The organism is Pseudomonas sp. QD4, assembly GCF_049199125.1.
Lineage (GTDB): Bacteria > Pseudomonadota > Gammaproteobacteria > Pseudomonadales > Pseudomonadaceae > Aquipseudomonas.
On record NZ_JBLZOM010000001.1, the window covers coordinates 944595 to 963679 of the forward strand.

Here is a 19085-nt window from a genome sequence, read left to right on the forward strand (position 1 = left end):
GCGCCGTTGCCGCCTGGCTCAGGGCCAACGCCAGCTGGCGGGCAGATGGGTGCGCTACTGCGGTCTGCCGAGCATGAAGGTGGTGGTGCTGACCGGCCCCGAGTCCAGCGGCAAGAGCTGGCTGGCCAACGAGCTGCAGGCGCGCCTGGGGGGCATCCAGGTCGGCGAGTACGTGCGCCATTTCATCGACCAGCAAGGCCGCGACACTTGCTTCGCGGATATTCCGCAGATCGCCAGGGGCCAACTGGAGTGGGAAGACGCCGCCCGGGCGCGCAACCCTGAACTGTTGATCCTCGACACTCATTTGCTGAGCAACATGCTCTGGAGCCAGACCCTGTTTGGCGACTGCCCGCCCTGGCTCGAACCGGAACTGCTGGCCCGACGCTACGACCTGCACCTGCTGCTGTCACCGGAGCAGGTGGGCTGGGTTGACGACGGCCAGCGCTGCCAGCCGCAGTTGGAGCAGCGGCTGGGCTTTTTCCAGGCTTCGCGGGACTGGCTGGTGCAACATCGCCAGCCGTTTACGGTGGTGGGCGGTGATTGGGAGCAACGTCGGCAACTGGCCCTGGCACAGGTCGGCCAATTGCTCGCCGGTTGAAGCCCTGACCCGCGCGTTTTCCCGCCGAACAGGGCCCAAGTGTCCATTCCTGAAACAGGTGCCCGCCCCCATATCAGCCTGCGCCAAGGCTCGCCGCGATTGCCCGCGGATCTGTTAAGCCACTGATACAGCCTCTTGCGAACCCCTGATCTAGAGCATCGGCCCGCCTATGGCCATGTGCCGGTCCTGCCACCTGTCTCAGGGTTGAAACACTTGCGATCGCCACCCTCGGCAAAAAAATCCAAGGCCTTGAATTCTCGAAAGAATTAAAAAGCGGCACAGCTCCTGCTCTCTTCCTGTCAACGCTCTGGTTAGGGCCAGCGCTCAGAAGAAGGAATGCCGCCGTGGGGAATATCAATCAAGGTTTGACCCGCCTCTTGCTGATCGGTTGTGCCGTCAGCGCGGCGTATTGCCTTCCCGTACAGGCAGCCGGCGACGGCGTGATTGTACTTGAGCGCACCGTGCACCCTCAACCCATCGGTCGCCAGTCGCTGCAACCGGACCCGTACCCCACCACCGTCAACGCCAACCCTTCGGCGCGGATCAACGGGATCATCGGTGGCAGTGAAATGACCGACGGCGATTTTGCCGGCGTCAACAGCGGCGCGCTGATTCGCAACACCATCATGCCCAGCGGTGGACACGTTCCAGGGCTGAATGTGGTGACCAACCCCAACGGCCTGCCAGGCATGTCCGCCGGCCACGGCGGCGGCTCGGGCGCCTCCATCTCCAACTCGATCAATCGCTCGATCAGCGCCGGCATGGCGCCCTTGAGCAATATCGGAGGGCAGTGAGATGAACCGGTCCCTGCTGCTTATCGCCCTGCTCACCTGCACAAGCGCCATGGCCGACTCGGCCAGCCAGGTGACCAGCACCTCGACCATCCAGAGCTCCGGCGTTGGCTACTCCGGCAATCTCAATATAAACCAGGCCGCCGGTGACCAGCAGCAACAAACCAACGTGCGGGCCATCGCCATCGGCACCAATGCCAGCGCCAGCACCAGCGTCAATCAGAAACTCACCACGCCAGCCGATCGCTCGATCAATGCCAGCAGCACCATCGGCGGCAACTCTTTCAGTAATGGCGGCGGAGCACTGGGCGTCAACCAGTCCTCCGGCGCCAATAACCAAATGGTCAACGCCATGCGGATCAGCATCAGTGCCAATCCGCAAGGCATCGACGACAGCGTCCTGTCCCAACAGAACGTGGCGCTGTTACCAAGCTCAGGAGCAACTGACGCTCATCAAGGCAGCCGCCAGGTCGTTACCAGCGACCAGGCCTTCACCGGCATCCGTGGAGTGACTCAGGTGAACCAGAGTGCCGGGGTGGGGAACCGAATGGCTAACACCCTGAGCATCCGGGTCGCTGACTGACCCAAACGCAGTGCAATTAGAAAGTACCAACACTTAACCAACTAATAAGCACCGGAGAAACACCATGAAACCTACAATGGCTCTCAAACCACTGGTTTTCGCACTGGCTGCAGTTATGGCAATGGCCGCTCAAGCAGGCGGGCAAGGCAACGGCAATGGGCATGGCAATGGCAATGGCCATGACGATCACAATCAGGGTCCGGATCTGAACACCCTGCTGCAAATCACCGCCGGGGCCGGTGCGGCAGTGATCGACGTGCAAAACAGCAACACCAACGTGGTGAAAAACCAGGGCACCCTGAACACCGGCAAGGCTGACAACTCGCTCAACAACTCCAACGGCAACATGGGCGCCAACGTTGCAGCCGGCGACGGCAACCAACAAGACAACGCTGCCGCCCTGGCCACTGCCGATGAAAACTTCATCTTCGGCAGCGCCGTGGCCGCGTCCAGCGCCACTCAGTACAACAACAATAACTACGTTAAAAACTCGTCGACTCAAAACAACGCAATCCTCAACAACTCCGGCAACAACGGCTCGGGCAACCTGGGCATCAACGTCACCGCCGGCGACTTCAACCAACAGAAAAACAACCTGGCCATCGCCGTATCCGGTGGTCGCGTAGCGACTGCGGCTGCTTCGGCCAACCAGCAGTCGACCAACCTGGTCGTGGATAACAAAGGCGTACAGGCCTACAAAAAAGACACCCTCACTGGTGGCTTCGTAGCCTCGGGCACCTACAAAGGTACCGGCAGCGGCAAAATCGAAGGCGACGACGGTCATGGCAGCGGTCATGGCTACGGCGACAACAAAGGCCATGGCAACGACGATCAAAAACTCACCTTCAAAGAACAAGGCACGATCGAACTGGCTGGCTACTGGACCCAGCAAGTGCTGACCAAAGACGGCTGGAAAAACCCAGTGGTCAACAACGCCAGCATGACCGGCTCGATGAACGGCTTCTCCGGCAACGGCGGCGCCAACGTCTCGGCAGGTGTGGGCAACCAACAAAGCAACTCGCTGTCCATCGCTGCTGGCTGCAAAGCCTGCATGTAGTCGCGATCGAAAAAGAAAGCCCCGGCAACGGGGCTTTTCCACAGTCTCACAAGGCGTAACGATCATGCGAACTGCGATCCTCACTCTCTTGCTGTGCCTTTGCGGCCCTGTGTTTGCAGCACAGATGGCGGTTCCCGGACTTCCCGGCGGCAGCCTGATTTTCAAGCAGGTACAGAGCATTCGTGAGCGCAAGTTCAGCGACATCGTCGAACAGAAGACCGACTTCAGCTGCGGCGCCGCCGCACTGGCGACGATTCTGCGCCAGGCCTACTGGATGGATGTCTCCGAAGATGAAGTCATCAAGGGCATGCTGGTCAATTCGGACCAGAAGCTGGTCCAGACCCAGGGCTTCTCGATGCTTGACATGAAACGCTACGCGGAAAGTATCGGCATGCGCGCCCGGGGCTATCGGATTCCTCCCGAAAAGCTCGAAGCGGTGACCATTCCGGTGGTGGTACTGATGGAAATTCGAGGCTACAAGCACTTCGTGGTGATGCAGCGGGCCCAGAAGGACTGGGTCTATATCGGTGACCCGGTACTGGGCCACAAACGCTACTCCCATGAAGACTTCGTCAAAGGCTGGAATGGCATCGTGTTCGCCATCATCGGCCCGGGCTACGACAAGACCAACGCCTTGCTCGATCCCCCCGCCCCCCTGACCGCGAAAAACAAACTCGATGGTTTCTACCCGGTCCGAGACGCGGAGTTGATGGATTTCGGCTTTATACAAAGCGACTTCTTCTAGAGAAGCGCACACAACGATAAAAAGGGGGCAGGACGCTCCGGGAGCAGCAGATGAAAACTTCATACTGGCTGGCAGCCGCCTGCCTGGCAGCAGCTCTTCCAGCACATGCTGGTTTCACGCCCATCGAAATTCAGGATTCGGAACTGTCGCAAATGCGCGGCCGCTATGTGATGCCGGGGCGAATCATCAGCTTCGGCGTGGTCATGAGCAGTACCTGGCGCAACGCCAGTGGCGACCTGATCGGTGCCACCAGCACCCTGCAGATCCAGCAATCCACGGTAACGCCCCAGTTCTATGTGACCACCATCAGCCAGACCGGCAACGGCAGCACCCCCACTTCAGGCACCGGCAACGTGATCGGCGGCGCTGGCCTGGGCACCGGCCAGGGCGTGACGCAGACCGTGCGCGCCGCCGGCGACGGCAACAGCGCCTACAACAACGTCAGCATCAATGTCACCGAAGCCAACCAAGCCCCGGCCCTGGTGCCCGGACAAGGCCAGGTACTGATCAGCGGGCAAACCATTACCGGCAGTAATGCCGCCGGCACAGTCTCGGTTTCCGCCGCCAATGGCGGTATTCAGATGGCCATCCTGGCCAACAGCAACCAGGGCAATACCCTGCAGCAAGTGGCTCAGGGCAACCTGCTGCAAAACACCCGGCTGCTGGGTGACAGCAACATGGTCAACAACCTGACCCAACTCAACGTCGTCCTCAGAAACAACGGCCCGAGCAGCGGCGCCCTAGACTGTAATTTGAGTACGCTCAACGGCCTACGCAACTTCTGATCTTGAACTACGCTCCTCTCGACCATTGGGGTTCACAAGGGACGGTTTTTTCATGTATCGATCAGTTTCATTGCGCGCAGTCGTTTGTCTTAGCACGCTCCTCCCTGCGGCGGCCTTGCAGGCGGCCCCAGATGCGGATGTAGCGGCCCTGAAACAAGAACTTCTGGAGTTGAAGCAACGTTACGAAGTACAACAGAAGGCCCTTGCCGTACTGGAGCAAAGGGTCCGCCAGGTCGAGGATCAGCCCGCAGCAGCACCGCCCAAGCGCCTGGCCAAGTCGCCGGCCGATCTCAAGGGCAATCAGCAGGTCGCCGGCACCGGCGCGGGCGCGGCCTCCGGAGGCGCTGCCGGCGGGGGCAGTTCCTATGGTCAGTCACTCAAGGATGATTCGGCACCGGCACAAAGCGTGAGCAACCTCTACGACGAGGCCAGCGGCTTCTTTGGCGGCGGCAAGTTCAGCGTCGAAACCGGCATCAGCTACTCGCGCTACGATGCGCGGCAATTGACCCTCAATGGCTTCCTGGCCCTGGACTCGATCCTGCTGGGTACCGTCAACCTGGACCGGATCAAATCCGATAACTGGACCCTGGACCTGACCGCCCGCTACAACCTGAACAACCGTTGGCAGTTCGATATCAACGCCCCCGTGGTCTACCGCGAGTCCACCTATCAGTCGGGTGGGGCTAATGGCGGCAACGCACAGGGCACCGCGGAACAGACGGTTACCCGAGACCCAACCCTGGGTGACGTCAACTTTGGCGTCGCGTACAAATTCCTCGACGAGTCCGACTACATGCCCGATGCGGTCGTCAGCCTGCGAATCAAGGCGCCTACCGGCAAGGACCCTTTCGGCATCAAGTTCGTCCAGTCCCCCAAGAGCAACAGCCTAGTGGTGCCTGAAAGCCTACCGACCGGTAACGGCGTATGGTCCGTCACACCGGGCATCTCCCTGGTCAAGACCTTCGACCCGGCGGTGCTTTTCGGCAGCTTGTCCTACACCCACAACCTGGAAGAGTCGTTCAGCGATATCAGTTCCAATCTTAACTCCAAGATTCCGGGCAAGGTCAGCCTGGGTGACAGCTTCCAGATCGGTGCCGGTGTCGCCTTTGCCCTCAACGAACGCATGAGTATGTCGTTCTCGGTCTCGGACCTGATCCAACGCAAGAGCAAGCTCAAGCAGGATGGCGGCGACTGGCAATCGGTGGTCTCCAGCGATGCCAACGCCGGCTACTTCAACGTCGGCATGACCATCGCCGCCACCGACAACCTGACCATCGTGCCCAACCTGTCCATCGGCATGACCGAAGACGCCCCGGACTTCACCTTCAGCCTGAAATTCCCGTACTACTTCTAACCGCCCGCCAACCACTAAAAAGGCCCGCTGCGAGATCAATCGCAGCGGGCTTTTTTAGTGCGCGGGTGATTAGCGAATCTGATGCTTGTGCAGCAGGCGGTAGAAGGTCGGGCGCGACACGCCCAGGACCCGGGCGGCGACACTGAGGTTGTCACTGTGGCGGTTGAGCACATCGCACAACGCCTGGCGCTCGGCGCGATGCTTGTAGTCTTCGAGGGTGCCCATGGGCGCGCTGATGGCTTGCTGGCTGAGCAGGCCCAGGTCCCGCGCCTCGATCTGCCGCCCCTCGGCCAACACCAGGCCACGCCGCACCCGGTTGGCCAGTTCGCGGACATTGCCCGGCCAATCATGTTTGCCCATGGCCACCAGGGCGTCCTCGCTGAAGCTGCGCGGGCGGCGCCCGGTTTCCTGGCTGTAGAAGTGGGAAAAGTGGTTGGCCAGCATGCCCAGATCGCCGTGGCGTTCGCGCAACGGCGCGGTGACCACTTGCAGGACATTGAGCCGGTAATACAGGTCCTCGCGAAAACGGCCCTTGCCAATTGCCGACTCCAGGTCGACGTGGGTTGCGGCCAACACCCGCACATCCACCGGGATCGGCTGGCTGCCACCGACCCGTTCGATGTGCTTTTCCTGGAGAAAGCGCAGCAGGTTGGCTTGCAGTTCCAGGGGCAGGTCACCGATTTCATCCAGAAACAGCGTGCCGCCGTGCGCCGCCTCGATACGCCCGACCTTGCGCTGGTGGGCCCCGGTGAAGGCGCCCTTTTCATGGCCGAACAACTCGGACTGGATCAGGTGCTCGGGAATCGCCCCGCAGTTGATCGCCACGAAGGGTTTGCTGTGCCGCTGGGATTGCCGGTGCAGGGTCCGGGCCACCAGCTCCTTGCCGGTCCCGCTTTCGCCGCGGATCAGTACCGGTGACTCGGTGGGCGCCAGCTTGCTCAAGAGTTTGCGCAGATCGCGGATCGGCCGGCTGTCGCCCAGCAGCTCATGTTCGGGCTGCTCGATATGGATGGCGCCCTGCCCGCGCAGACGCGCCATGCCGAAGGCCCGACCCAGGGTGACCTGGACCCGCGAGACATCGAACGGCAGGGTGTGAAAGTCAAAAAACCACTCGCAGACAAAGTCCCCGACCTTCTGCAACCGCAGCACATCGGGGCTCAGCACCGCGATCCACTCGGTGCCGCTGCGGCTGATCAGGTCCTTGACCGCTTCGGGGCGTTCCAGATGAAAGGGTTGCAGCCGCAGCAGGCCAACATCGCAGGAACGGTCGGCGGCCGCCTCCAGGCCACAGCTGTCGACGTTCCAGCCAACAGAGCGCAAGCCGGGCAGCAGACGATGACAATCGTCACACGGATCAACCACCAACAGTCGACGTTGCACAGGGGCTTCGAGCATGACTGATCCTTGGCGCCAAATAGAGGAAAAGTTATTAGAAACAACACTTTGGCAAACCTGGGTGTAACGTTAGCAAGAACTTGACAGCGTCTTGTACCGTTTGTTTATAGCGCTAATAGCCAAACCGACTAACCAGCTGCGCTTTTATCGGTTTGTGTGCTCGGCTTAATCCCCAACCTTTCGGTTAACTTTCAACTTTATTGACTTGGGCCCCTTGTTTGAAAGAAACACGAAATTTATCGATTAAATGTGTGACCCGTCTTCACAGTGGGGCATCAGTACAAGTACCAGCCGAACGGTAAGCCCAACCGACGGCACATCATTTGATTGGGCACCTTAAGAGAGAAGACCCCATGAACGCCCCGCTCCGTATCAACGAAGCACTCTTGATCGCCGACCGCGCATTCCAGCCATTTCAATGCGTAGCCTGGGCCCCACAAGACGGTAATGGCGAACTGAGCCTGACCGTCATCGACCGCACCAATACCCGCATTGGTCGCAAACAGATCCCCAGCAGTGCCTATTCCGATCCGGCACAACTGGAAAACCTGCTCAAACAAGCCCGCGCCGAGTTGAGCCAGGAAGGTTACACATTGCAGTCCTGGGCCATGCCCAAGTAAGCTCGGTTGACGTTGGCAGCAACCTGAATCGCAGCCAACAAACCACACCCCAAAAAACCGCGAGTTCGTCACTTCGCGGTTTTTTTATGCGCAGGTTTTAGCCCTTCCCAGCACCTCGTCTCCAGAGACGTGATTAAACCTCCTTCAGCATTGGGCAGATCGGCGACCCGCTTATTCAAACTTTAGTTGTATTGAAGAACACAGACACATACACAGGCATAGTCAGTCTGTGCGATAGCACACATAGGTTTATAAATACTTTCACAGCAACGACTGCACCTAACAACTTCCCAGTCACTCACCGACCGCATAGCGCCATCTTTTAATCCATATAAAATCACGAGCAACCAGCAAGTCGCCACTTATATGGTCACACTCAAAACATAAGCAACATCAAACTAATATTTATCCTCCTGCAAAAACTCAAAACCATAAAAATACAACAGCGCTGGCGACGATCATTAATGCAGCAAGACCACGTCAAGGTCAAAACATATAAACAAGCTCTTATTTAAACTTTTAGTAGTTTTAACAACACGCGCAGTTTATTCGTGTTAAAAACCAAGACCTATCACACCAACACTATCTTTTAACTGACATCACTCAACGGGCTCTCTATGTCCTTTACTCGACGCCGTTTTATGCTCGCAAGTTCAGCCTGCCTGTTAGTCAGCGCCCCACTCTTTTTGCCGACAGGTATCGCGCAGGCCGCCGGGCTGAGAACCACAGCAACAGCCTTGAATGGCTTTTTGGAGCTTTCACGAGCGCTGACCGGACATGCCGACCTCAACCCCATCACCAGCGCCCGGATCCTGGCTGCGCTGGAAAATCAGGACAGCCACTTCGAGCATCATGTCGGCGCGCTGAGCAACCTGCTGCGCCCGGACCAATCCGCCCAGCAATTGCTGGTGACGGCCAGCGATGCGGGTTTGCGCGTCCCAGCGCTGACGATTGTCACAGCCTGGTACACCGGGACTATCGGCCGGGACGCGCAAGCGGTCAGCGTGTCTTTTTACGACGCCTTGATGTTTCGGCCCACCCTGGATGCCTGCAACGTACCCAGTTATTGCCAGCACGGCCCCCAGGGCTGGGTTCACCCGCCACCGGCCGTTGGTGTTTCAGCACCGGTCTGATTGCCCCTTCTTTTATGCACGCGCCGTGAGCAAATAGCCTAATGAACAGTCCTATTAAAAAAACCAACGGCGATATTGAGGCCGATGTGGTTATTGTGGGCTCCGGAGTAGTGGGAGCCATGATCGCCGATCAACTGGCACGACAAGGACATTCAGTATTGATCCTGGAAGCCGGCCCCACTATTGAACGAGCTCAAGTCGTGGAGAACTTTCGCAACCTGCCCTTCGATCACCGCCTGATTGACAAACCCGACTACCAAACTATTTATCCGCAAACACCCTATGCACTCGCGCCCTTATATTTCCCGGACAACAACTACATCAGCCTGAGTGGTCCCGACAGCAATAGCTTCAAGCAATATTACTTGCGTGCCGTAGGCGGCACGACTTGGCATTGGGCCGGTTCGAACTGGCGCCATCTGCCGGTGGACTTTGTCTTGAACAGCACCTACGGCGTGGGTCGCGACTGGCCGATTTCCTACGATGAACTCGAACCCTATTACTGTCGCGCCGAAGAAGAGATGGGAATATCGGGGCCTCACGATCCTGCCCTGCAATCCCCCTCGCAGCGCAGTCGTCCCTATCTGTTCGACATGATACCCAGGGGCTACGCCGACAATTATGTGGCCAGTGTGGTGAACCCCCACGGCTATCACTTTGTTCCCGTACCCCAAGCACGCAGTGTCACGCCCTGGGAGGGGCGTCCGGCCTGTTGTGGCAGTAACAACTGCCAGCCGATTTGCCCGATCGGCGCCATGTACGCCGGTATTCAACATGTGCAGAAAGCCGAACGAAATGGCGCCCTGGTGCTGGCCGAGTCGGTGGCCTACAAAATCGATACCGATCAGAACAACAAGGTCACGGCGGTGCATTGGTACGACGCCAAGCGCCAGTCACATCGCGCCAGCGGCACGGTGTTCGTACTGGCCTGCAATGCGATAGAGACACCTCGCCTGCTGCTACAGGCAGCCAACCCGGCCAACCCCAATGGCATCGCCAACTCCTCGGACCAGGTGGGCCGCAACATGATGGACCACACCGGCTTCTACTGTTCGTTCCTGGCCGACAAACCGATCTGGGGCGGTCGCGGCCCTCAGGAAAACAGCAGCATGGTCGGCATGCGCGATAGCCCGACTCGCGCGGATCACTCCAGCTTCAGCTTTATTTTCGATAACCGCTCACGGGTGCCCAATGCCACCCAGCAAGCCCTGGACATGGGGTTGGTCGGCGTCGAGCTGGATGAAGAAATCCGCCGGCGCGTGGCATTCGGCATCTACATCACGGTGATGATGGAGCCCCTGCCTGACGCCAATAACCGCCTGACCCTGAGCAATACCCGTTTTGATGGACTGGGGCTGGCCTGCCCGGACATCCACTACGACACCGGCGACTATGTCCGCCGCGGCGCGGTGGCGGCACGTGAGCGGCTGCGGCATCTGAGCGGGTTGTTTAACGGAGTCGAATTTCACACCAGCCCCTTCAACGGCAACAACCACCTGATGGGGTCGACCATCATGGGCGACGACCCGAAAACCTCGGTGGTCGACGGTGACTGTCGTGCCCATGACCATGCCAACCTCTGGTTGCCGGGCGGCTCTGCAATGCCTTCGGGAAGCGTGGTCAACAGCACCTTGACCATGGTGGCTTTAGGACTGAAGGCTGCGGATTCGATTTCCAGCTCCTTGGCGGGTAACTGATGATGACCGGCCTTCTACGCTCATCGAATGACCTGCGGCGATTGTGCCGACGGGTAAACAGCACCGCGCTGCTCCTGCTGCTGGGGCTCATGCTCCCCGCAGCCCAGGCCAAGGATGCCTCGGCTCTCGCCTTGTCGAAAAAAATTGAAGAGGGCCACTATCTGGCCCGGGCTGCCGACTGTACGGCTTGTCATACCCGCCCCGGGTGCAACCTCGAGTTTGCCGGGGGCTACCCCATCATCTCGCCGCTGGGCGTCATCTACTCGAGCAACATCACCCCCTCCAAAATCGCCGGCATCGGCAACTACAGCGAAGCCCAGTTTGCCAATGCCTTGCGCAACGGCATCCGCGCCGATGGAGCGCATCTATACCCGGCCATGCCCTACACCTCATACAGCCAGCTAAAAGATGAGGACATCCACTCGCTGTACCTCTACTTCATGCACGGGGTGGTGGCGGTTGACAATGTGCCGCCGCAGACCGCGTTGCCCTTTCCCTTCAATATCCGCAGTTCAATGCTGGGGTGGAACCTGCTGTTTCTCAAGAAAGGGCCCTTCATCGATAACCCGGACCATAGCGAGGCGATCAATCGTGGCGCGTACCTGAGCCAGACCCTGGCGCATTGCAGCGTGTGTCACACTCCGCGCAATGTGCTGATGGCCGAACAAGACGACAAACTCTTTACCGGGGCGGCGTTGGCTGGCTGGCACGCGCCCAACATTACCTCCGACCCTGTCAGCGGCATTGGCGGTTGGAGCGATGCCGAACTGGTGAGCTATTTGCAGACGGGCGTCGCCCAAGGCAAGGCCCGCGCCGGCGGCGGCATGGCCGAGGTGGTGGAAGACAGCCTGCAATACCTCAAGACAGAGGACATCAGCGCCATCGTGTCTTACCTGCGCACCATCCCGCCCATCCGCTCGGCTCAGGACCGCAAAAGCGCCTTCAGCTTCGGCCAGCCCAGCAGCAGTGAGGCGACGTTACGCGGCCAGTCAGCCATCAATGCCAGTGACAGCCTCAACAACGGCGCCGCGTTGTTCAGCAGCAACTGCTCCAGCTGCCACCAACCCGATGGCCGTGGAAGCAACAACCAGGCCTTTCCGCCGCTGTTCAACTCCAGCACTACCGGAGGCAGTCACAACGGTGAAGCCAATAACCTGGTGGCGACCATCCTGTTTGGCGTTGATCGTAACGTGGGCGGGACCCAGGTATTCATGCCCGGGTTCGGGACGCAGTCAGCGGTCAATGCCCTGAGCGATCAACAGATCGCGTTGATCGCCAACCACGTGTCCCGGGAGTTTGGCGACCCGACCCTGCAAATCAGCGCCGAGCAAGTCGCCCTGATCCGCGCCGGTGGAGCACCACCGTTACTGGCCAGGGTCCAGCCCTATCTCGCGCTGCTGCTGATCGGGGCTCTGATGCTGCTGGGGCTGGTATCTGTCGTGCTGTATCGACGTCGCCGTCGCCCGCATTAGCGCCTGCGCTTAACAGCACACCCGGGCTGCGCTCGGCAACCAGCCTGCTCACGCCCGCGAAGCCACGGTCTCGCGGGCTTTTTTCTGTCAGCCCTTCTGATGTTCGGCGCCAAGCACGCCAAAGGCGATTCAGACCGCACAGTGTGTTTGCCGATTCCGCGACAGCCTCGCCTGTTTTCTCCCGCCATTCAGCGTGGCACTGGCACACAAGTGATTGGCAGCCACAACAACTCTCTCCCTGAATGGCTAAGGCAGACTGGGCCTGCAGACCCCTGCCCCTGCATGCACGATCCGCAGCCTAATAATTCAGGGAGCCCCCCGATGCGAATAAACAGGATCCTCTATCACTCAACCCTGGCCCTGGGCATCTGCCTGGGCGGGTTGCCCGCCTGGGCCGATTTGCCCGCCGACACCATCGGCCAGATCACCCTGGCGGTGCCACCCGAGCCGCACCGAGCCTACGTGGTGGATGTAGAGTTCGAAAACTTCGTTACCGGCCGGGTCACGGTGATCGACGCGGACGCCAAGCGCATGCTCGGCATGGTCAGCACCGGCTTTGCCGCCCCGGCCACCCTGAGCCCGGACCAGAAATACCTCTACAGCGCCGACGCCTTCTACTCACGCGGCACCCGCGGCACCCGCACCGACGTATTGACGGCCTGGAACACCTCGACCCTGTCCCCCGACTGGGAAGTGGTGATCCCCTCCAAGCGCGCGTCGATCCTGACCCAGCGCTATGCCCTTGGGGTCAGTTCCGACAGCCGCTTTGCCTACGTCTATAACTTCACCCCCGCAACCTCGGTCACCGTGGTCGACACCCAAAGCAGGAGCGTGGCCAGCGAAATCGCCATCAGCGGTTGTGTGCTCAGCTACCCGGTGGGCAAACGCAGCTTCGCCTCGTTGTGTGGCGATGGGCAATTGCAGGTGGTCAAGCTCAATGAGCAAGGCCAGGAAGCCTCCCGCAGCCAGACGCCGTTTTTCGACCCCAATAAAGAGAAGCTCAACGAACGCGGGATCGCCGTAGGCGACATCTATTACTTCACCAGCACCACCGGCACCCTGCGCGGCGTGGACTTTTCCGGCGACACGCCCAAGTTCCTTCCCGCCTGGTCCCTGGTCGACGCCAAGGAACAACAGGCCGGCTGGGCACCTGGCGGCTGGCAGCTGCTGGCAGTGGCGCCCAGGCTCAATCGTCTGTACGCGATCATGCATGCCGATCACCAGGCCATGAAGTGGGAAGACCCAAGCCCCTATATCTGGGTGTTCGACCTGAAGACCGGCAAGAAGATCGGCACCCTCGAAGCACCGAACCCGGTCTGGAGCCTGCACGCCACCCAGGATGAAAAGCCCCTGCTGATCGGCACCAACGTCAGCGGCGGCCTGGAAATCTTCGACCTCAAGAGCGGCAAGTTCAACGGGACGATGGACAAGATCGCCAAGACCCCGATCCAGGTCCTGAGCCACTAACCCGCGTTCCACTCCAGGAGGCTCCCCATGCAACCTGATCCACTTTTCACCTTGACCGGGGCCCTGTGCACGGCGGTGATTCTGGCCAGCGCCGCGACCCATAAAGTCCGTGCACCGGCCCGCTTCAGTGCCCAACTGCAAGCCTATCAACTGCTGCCCAGTGCCCTGGTGCGCCCGGTTGCCCGCGGTCTGCCATGGCTGGAACTGGCCCTGGCCTTCGCCCTGCTGCTGCCGCTCAGCCGCACTGGCGCCGCAATGGCGGCGGCGGCCTTGCTGGCGCTGTACGCCACCGCGATGGCCATCAACCTCTGGCGCGGGCGCAAGGACATCGATTGCGGCTGCGCCGGGCCGCACCAGCGCCAGCCGATCCGCCCGCTGCTGCTGATCCGCAACGGCCTGCTGGTCGCCGTGGCACTGCTTGCCGCCTGGCAGCCCGAGAGCCGTGCGCTGGGCCTGTTCGACGCCTTCGTGGTGCTCGCCGCCAGCGCGGTGGCGTTACTGATTTATGCCGCAGCCGATGGCCTTCTGGCCAACAGCCCAGGTCTTCTCAAATTGATTGGAAGGTGAATGATGCAAGCTCTGATTGTTTCCAACGTATTGCTCTGGTGCCTGCTGATTGCCCTGGCGTTCGCCGTGATGGGGCTGGTGCGGCAGATCGGTATTCTGCATGGCCGCATCGCGCCGGCCGGTGCCTTGATGCTGGACAAGGGCGTGGCGGTCAACGAACCGGCGCCGAAAGTCACCGCCGCCGACCGTGACGGGCGTCCGGTGAACTTCGGTTATGCCGGCGACAAAGGCCAACTGCTGTTTTTCCTGTCGCCGACCTGCCCGATCTGCAAGTCGCTGCTGCCGGCCATCAAATCCATTGCCAGGGAACAGGCCGAGCGCCTGGAGGTGATCTATGTCAGCGATGGCGACCTGGAAGCCCAGCGCAAGCTGATCACCGAGTTCAAGCTCGAAAGCGCGCGCTATGTGGTCGGCCCGGAAGTCGGCATGACCTACCAGATCGGCAAGTTGCCCTACGCGGCCCTGATCGACAGCAGCGGCACCTTGCGCGCCAAGGGCCTGGTCAACTCCCGCGAGCACCTGGACAGCCTGTTCGAAGTCGAGCATCTGGGCAGCGCGACACTGCAGGACTACCTGCACCGCGACCACGTCCACACGCACGCGCCACAACAATAAGCCAAGGAGTCCCCCATGAAATTACTCGACCTTCTGTTCGAGCGCTCCACCCGGCGGGTCGCCGACACCACTTCACGGCGCAAGCTGCTGTCGCGCCTGGGCTCGCTGATGGTGGTGGGCGCCGCCCTGCCCCTGCTTCTGCCGATCGACCGCACCTCCAAGGCCCTGGCCGCCGAAGCACCGAAAGCCGGCGACCCGGGCGACCCCACCAGTTGCGACTACTGGCGCTACTGCTCGATCGACGGTTTTCTCTGCAGTTGCTGCGGCGGCACCGTGACCGCCTGCCCGCCGGGGGCCGAAGTCTCGCAAATCACCTGGATCGGCACCTGCCGCAACCCGGGGGATGGCAAGGACTACATCATTTCCTACAACGATTGCTGCGGAAAACACAGCTGCGCCCAGTGCGCCTGCACCCGCAACGACAGCGAGGAACCGCTGTACCGCCCGTTCAACAACAACGACGTGAACTGGTGCCTGGGCGCCAAGTCCCACGTCTACAACTGCACCATCGCGGTCATCCGCGGCGTGGCGGTCTAAGGTGGGCGGCGCCTTGCGCACCCGGTTGCTGCTCGGACTGCTGTGCCTGATCGCCGCCCCGCTGGCCCTGGCCCGGGCCATTCCCGACCCGCAGCAACGGCCGGCGCCCGGCAACGAGCGGCCCCAGGTGCCCATCGCCGAGGCTGGCTACAGCACAGCGGTCAACTATCAGTTGCAATGCGCCGGCTGCCACCAGGCCAGCGGCCAGGGCTCCCCGGCCAATGACACGCCGCGCATGCGCGGCTTTGTCGGCAACTTTCTCAAAGTCGCCGGCGGCCGGGAGTTTCTGGTCCGGGTCCCCGGCATCTCCCAATCCGCCCTCAACAACGCGCAACTGGCAGACATGCTGAACTGGCTGCTGACCCGCGACGGCATGGCCGGTGACAGCCTGCCGCAACAGGTCCAGCCCTACACGGCCGAAGAAGTCAGCGCGATCCGCAGCGTCTCCATCCTCAACCTGCCCGACACCCGGTCCGGGTTGATCAAGGCGATGCAGGCGCAGGGGATTGTGATTGAGGACGGGATGCCGCGTTAGGCACTGGGTACGTCCGGGCTGATAAGCCGCGTCAGACAGGAGCGAAAGCGACACGGCCACTGCCCCAGTGATGCGGCAAGGGCCTGGTCAGGAAGGCAGCGCACAGACCCTGTCCATTCAGCAGCAGCCCCGGTAAACGGGGCTGCTGTTGTTCACTTAAACGACAGCATTAGCAGAAAGTCATCTGTGGCGAGGGAGCTTGCTCCCGCTAGGCCAGGCTGGCCCTTCAGCGTGGAGCATCCTCAAACATGGGACTGCTACGCAACGGAGCGCCGGCCGGTCCAGCGGGAGCAAGCTCCCTCGCCACACGTACCGTATTCGTCCTCAAGTAGATGGCATCAGGGTTACGGGGCTGACTCTTGCCTCAAGGATCAATGAGCAATGCACACCGATTTCAACTCGGTGTAGGCCTCGATCACCGCACGCCCGAATTCACGGCCCATCCCCGACTGCTTGACCCCGCCGAACGGCATGTTCGGGTCCAGCAGCACGTGGGCATTGACCCACACCGTACCGGCCTGAATCCGTGGCACCAGGTTCATGGCCTTGGTCAAGTCGTTGGTCCACAGGCTGGCCGCCAAGCCGTAAGGGCTGTCGTTGGCCAGGGCGATGGCGCTGTCTTCGTCGTCGAACGGGATCACCGACAGCACCGGGCCGAACACCTCCTCATGGGCCACGGCCATGCTGTGGTCAACGTCCGCCAGCACCGTTGGCTGCACGAAAAATCCGTCCAGGTTCAGCGCCTCGCCGCCTGCCACCAGGCGCGCGCCCTGCTCCCTTGCCAGCTCGATATGCTTGAGCACGCTCTGTTGCTGCTTGCGCGAGACCAGCGGGTTGATCGCTGCCGAAGGGTCCATGCCGGCGCCGATACTCATCCCGGCCACCGCCGCCGCCAGGCCGTCGACAAACGCCTGATAACGCGAACGCTGCACATAGAAACGCGACGCGGCGGCGCATACCTGCCCCTGGTTCAGCAGGCCACCGAGCAGCGCGCCCTGGATCGCCTTGGGAATGTCGGCGTCGGCCAGCACGATCATCGGGTTCTTGCCCCCCAGTTCCAGGGCGAAACGGGTCATGTTCTGCAACGCCGCCACGCCCACGCCTTTGCCGACTTCGGTGGAGCCGGTGAACGACACCTTGCTGATCAGCGGGTGCGACGCCAGGGCATTGCCCACCGTGCTGCCGCGCCCGGTGACCACGTTGAATACCCCGGCGGGAATCCCGGCCTCGAATGCCAGCTCAGCCAGGCGCAAGGCGGTCAGCGGCGTCTCGCTGGCGGGCTTGATCACCACCGTGCAGCCACAGGCCAGGGCCGGCATCAGCTTCCAGGCGCTGATCATCAACGGGAAATTCCACGGCACAATGCCCGCCACCACGCCTACTGGTTCACGTCGGGCAAAGGCGGTGAAGCGCGTGCCTTCGGGAATCGGGATCGACACATCCAGGGTCTGGCCTTCGATCTTGGTCGCCCAGCCGGACATGTAGCGCATGAACTCCACCGTGGCGCCGACATCGAGCATCCGCGCGATGTTGATCGACTTGCCCTGGCTGAGGGTTTCCAACTGGGCCAGCTCCTCGGCGTGCTGCTCCACCAGCGCAGTGAAGTTCAACAGAATGCGCTCGCGATCAGCTGGGCGCAGGCCGGACCAGACGCCGGAGGTGTAGGCCCGGTGAGCCGAGGTCACGGCCTGATCGAGGACCTCCAGCCCGACATCCGCTACCCGGGCAATCTCCTGGCCGGTGGCCGGGTTCAGGACCGGCGTGGTCGGGCCGTCGTCGAGGTGCCAGCGGCCGTCGATAAAACAACCATGCTGGCGCTGTAGAAACGCGGTGACCTGGGGCAGAACTTCAACCTTGCTCATGCAGACTCCTGATAAGGAACGGCCTTGCGGCCCGTGGTGAGAGAGATCGAAGTGTTGCTGCTGGGAAACCAGCGGGGTTTGCTTTGTATGCCAGACGTATTGGTGAGGCTGCCAGGCTGTATCAATAGGAGCCCTGTTGCCACTGTCGAAGGTGGCGCTGGCCGGCATGGGCATCGAGGGTGTTCCCGGCCGATCCGGGTGTTGGCAGCGGCTACAGGATTGCGCTGTAGCCGCTGCCGCCAGGCTGCGCTGGCCGGCATGAACGCCGTAGGTGCTTCAGACAGATCAAGGGGGCTCGTGAACTTCGCCAGCGGCGACGGGGCTCAGGCGTAACGCTTGCGGTATTCGCCGGGGGACACGCCGAACCGCGCCTTGAACGCGGTGGAAAAATGGCTGGAATCGCTGAAGCCCCAGGAATACCCCAGCGCCGACAGCTTCTGTTCCGCCCCGGGCTGACGCAGCGATTCGGCGCAGAAATCCAGGCGCCGGTTCTTGATGTACTGCGCCACCACCAGGCCTTTCTTGGCGAACAGCCGGTACAGCCCACGCACCGAAACCCCCACCTCGCGAGCCAGCCACTCGGGGCACAACTCCTCGCAACGAATATGCTCGTCAATAAAGGCAAAGCTCTTGCACAAGATGCGTTGGTGCGGGTCGACGCTGTCTTCGCTGGCGCTGATGGCCGGTCGCAGCAGGCTGATCATCGCGTCCAGGGTCGCTTCGCTTTCCACCTGATTGAGTTGCGGCTGGCAGGTGGTTTCTAGAATCAGCCGATGGGAGAGCATGGCGATCGGCGAGGTCGCCGGGATCCGCCGCCCGCACTGGACCTGGTTGAAGCGCAAGGCTTGCTCCACCTGTTGGTGGGGCAAGATCAGCGATAACTGGCGCGAGTTGTCGCTGTAGGTGAAATCACTGGGGCGTGACGCATCGATCAAGGTGATATCGCCCGCTGAAAGCTTGACCCGGCTATCGCCCTGGGCCATGCCGGCCGTGCCTTCCAACTGGAACACCGCGAAATACTTGTTGCCCTCATTGGCCGCCACCTCGCGCGCAGTGCGGTACAGGCGCGCCTGGCAGGCATCGACGAAACTGAGCTTGAGCGCCCCGCTTCGGAACTCGCGGATTGCACCGGAAAACGCCGGCCCCAGGGCCTGGGCATCGAAGGCACCGCAGATCTGGTTGATCTGGTTCAGCCACTGATCAAACCCTTCACGCTGTTGTGCGTTGCACGCTCTCATGTCGAACCTCACCAGGCATTATTTTTATTCTGCC

19 protein-coding genes are annotated in these 19085 nt (G+C 61.1%); 16 read left to right on the forward strand and 3 right to left on the reverse strand.

Features of this window, described 5'->3' with window-relative positions; translation table 11 throughout:
- The first annotated feature begins 73 nt into the window (after window positions 1-73).
- The 7 genes from ACOZJV_RS04200 to ACOZJV_RS04230 all read left to right on the forward strand — a co-directional run bounded on the left by ACOZJV_RS04200 (window position 74) and on the right by ACOZJV_RS04230 (window position 5913).
- Window positions 74-598 carry an AAA family ATPase gene (locus ACOZJV_RS04200; RefSeq protein ID WP_421547580.1) on the forward strand — a complete coding sequence of 175 codons (525 nt, stop codon included), beginning with the start codon at window positions 74-76 and terminating at the stop codon, window positions 596-598.
- 344 nt (window positions 599-942) lie between these two features.
- Window positions 943-1392, forward strand: a complete 450-nt coding sequence (locus ACOZJV_RS04205) for a hypothetical protein (RefSeq protein ID WP_078472198.1) — start codon at window positions 943-945, stop codon at window positions 1390-1392.
- A 1-nt stretch (window position 1393) separates the two neighbouring features.
- Complete coding sequence (locus tag ACOZJV_RS04210) at window positions 1394-1972, forward strand: adhesin (protein ID WP_421546916.1); 579 nt, start codon at window positions 1394-1396, stop codon at window positions 1970-1972.
- A 64-nt stretch (window positions 1973-2036) separates the two neighbouring features.
- Window positions 2037-3029, forward strand: coding sequence for a heme utilization protein (locus ACOZJV_RS04215; protein WP_421546917.1), 993 nt, complete (start codon window positions 2037-2039; stop codon window positions 3027-3029).
- A gap of 64 nt (window positions 3030-3093) precedes the next feature.
- Window positions 3094-3774, forward strand: coding sequence for a C39 family peptidase (locus ACOZJV_RS04220; RefSeq protein WP_078472195.1), 681 nt, complete (start codon window positions 3094-3096; stop codon window positions 3772-3774).
- Window positions 3775-3824: 50 nt separating this feature from the next.
- Window positions 3825-4559 carry a hypothetical protein gene (locus ACOZJV_RS04225; RefSeq protein ID WP_078472194.1) on the forward strand — a complete coding sequence of 245 codons (735 nt, stop codon included), beginning with the start codon at window positions 3825-3827 and terminating at the stop codon, window positions 4557-4559.
- Between the two features lie 52 nt (window positions 4560-4611).
- The gene (locus ACOZJV_RS04230) at window positions 4612-5913 is read left to right on the forward strand and encodes a hypothetical protein (RefSeq protein ID WP_421546918.1); all 1302 of its coding nucleotides are present in this window, start codon (window positions 4612-4614) and stop codon (window positions 5911-5913) included.
- Between the two features lie 69 nt (window positions 5914-5982).
- Here the strand turns inward: ACOZJV_RS04230 and ACOZJV_RS04235 are convergent, their stop codons facing one another.
- Window positions 5983-7308 (reverse strand): sigma-54 dependent transcriptional regulator, encoded by a 1326-nt coding sequence (locus ACOZJV_RS04235; protein WP_078472192.1) that lies wholly within the window; start codon window positions 7306-7308, stop codon window positions 5983-5985.
- A 353-nt stretch (window positions 7309-7661) separates the two neighbouring features.
- Here ACOZJV_RS04235 and ACOZJV_RS04240 point away from each other — a divergent pair, with 353 nt between their 5' ends.
- From ACOZJV_RS04240 to ACOZJV_RS04280, 9 genes are all read left to right on the forward strand, one after another.
- On the forward strand, window positions 7662-7928 hold the full coding sequence (locus ACOZJV_RS04240; protein WP_020298094.1) for a hypothetical protein: 267 nt from the start codon (window positions 7662-7664) through the stop codon (window positions 7926-7928).
- Window positions 7929-8545: 617 nt separating this feature from the next.
- On the forward strand, window positions 8546-9061 hold the full coding sequence (locus ACOZJV_RS04245) for a sugar dehydrogenase complex small subunit (RefSeq protein WP_078472191.1): 516 nt from the start codon (window positions 8546-8548) through the stop codon (window positions 9059-9061).
- Between the two features lie 41 nt (window positions 9062-9102).
- Complete coding sequence (locus tag ACOZJV_RS04250; protein ID WP_421546919.1) at window positions 9103-10758, forward strand: GMC family oxidoreductase; 1656 nt, start codon at window positions 9103-9105, stop codon at window positions 10756-10758.
- A 2-nt stretch (window positions 10759-10760) separates the two neighbouring features.
- On the forward strand, window positions 10761-12230 hold the full coding sequence (locus ACOZJV_RS04255; RefSeq protein ID WP_421546920.1) for a c-type cytochrome: 1470 nt from the start codon (window positions 10761-10763) through the stop codon (window positions 12228-12230).
- A 321-nt stretch (window positions 12231-12551) separates the two neighbouring features.
- Complete coding sequence (locus ACOZJV_RS04260; protein WP_421546921.1) at window positions 12552-13697, forward strand: amine dehydrogenase large subunit; 1146 nt, start codon at window positions 12552-12554, stop codon at window positions 13695-13697.
- 27 nt (window positions 13698-13724) lie between these two features.
- A complete protein-coding gene (locus ACOZJV_RS04265) occupies window positions 13725-14264 on the forward strand; it encodes a MauE/DoxX family redox-associated membrane protein (RefSeq protein ID WP_078472187.1) in 540 nt (179 codons plus the stop codon).
- Window positions 14265-14267: 3 nt separating this feature from the next.
- Window positions 14268-14879, forward strand: coding sequence for a methylamine dehydrogenase accessory protein MauD (gene mauD, locus ACOZJV_RS04270; RefSeq protein ID WP_421546922.1), 612 nt, complete (start codon window positions 14268-14270; stop codon window positions 14877-14879).
- 15 nt (window positions 14880-14894) lie between these two features.
- Window positions 14895-15416, forward strand: a complete 522-nt coding sequence (locus ACOZJV_RS04275) for a methylamine dehydrogenase light chain (RefSeq protein WP_020298098.1) — start codon at window positions 14895-14897, stop codon at window positions 15414-15416.
- Window positions 15417-15429: 13 nt separating this feature from the next.
- Window positions 15430-15951, forward strand: a complete 522-nt coding sequence (locus ACOZJV_RS04280) for a cytochrome c (RefSeq protein ID WP_201130839.1) — start codon at window positions 15430-15432, stop codon at window positions 15949-15951.
- Window positions 15952-16322: 371 nt separating this feature from the next.
- Here ACOZJV_RS04280 and ACOZJV_RS04285 read toward each other — a convergent pair whose 3' ends face one another.
- Together ACOZJV_RS04285 and feaR are read right to left on the reverse strand one after the other, a co-directional pair.
- Window positions 16323-17813 (reverse strand): aldehyde dehydrogenase family protein, encoded by a 1491-nt coding sequence (locus tag ACOZJV_RS04285; RefSeq protein WP_421546923.1) that lies wholly within the window; start codon window positions 17811-17813, stop codon window positions 16323-16325.
- A 323-nt stretch (window positions 17814-18136) separates the two neighbouring features.
- Window positions 18137-19051: a transcriptional regulator FeaR gene (feaR, locus tag ACOZJV_RS04290; RefSeq protein ID WP_078472185.1), complete on the reverse strand. Its 915-nt coding sequence runs from the start codon at window positions 19049-19051 to the stop codon at window positions 18137-18139.
- Window positions 19052-19085 lie beyond the last annotated feature (34 nt).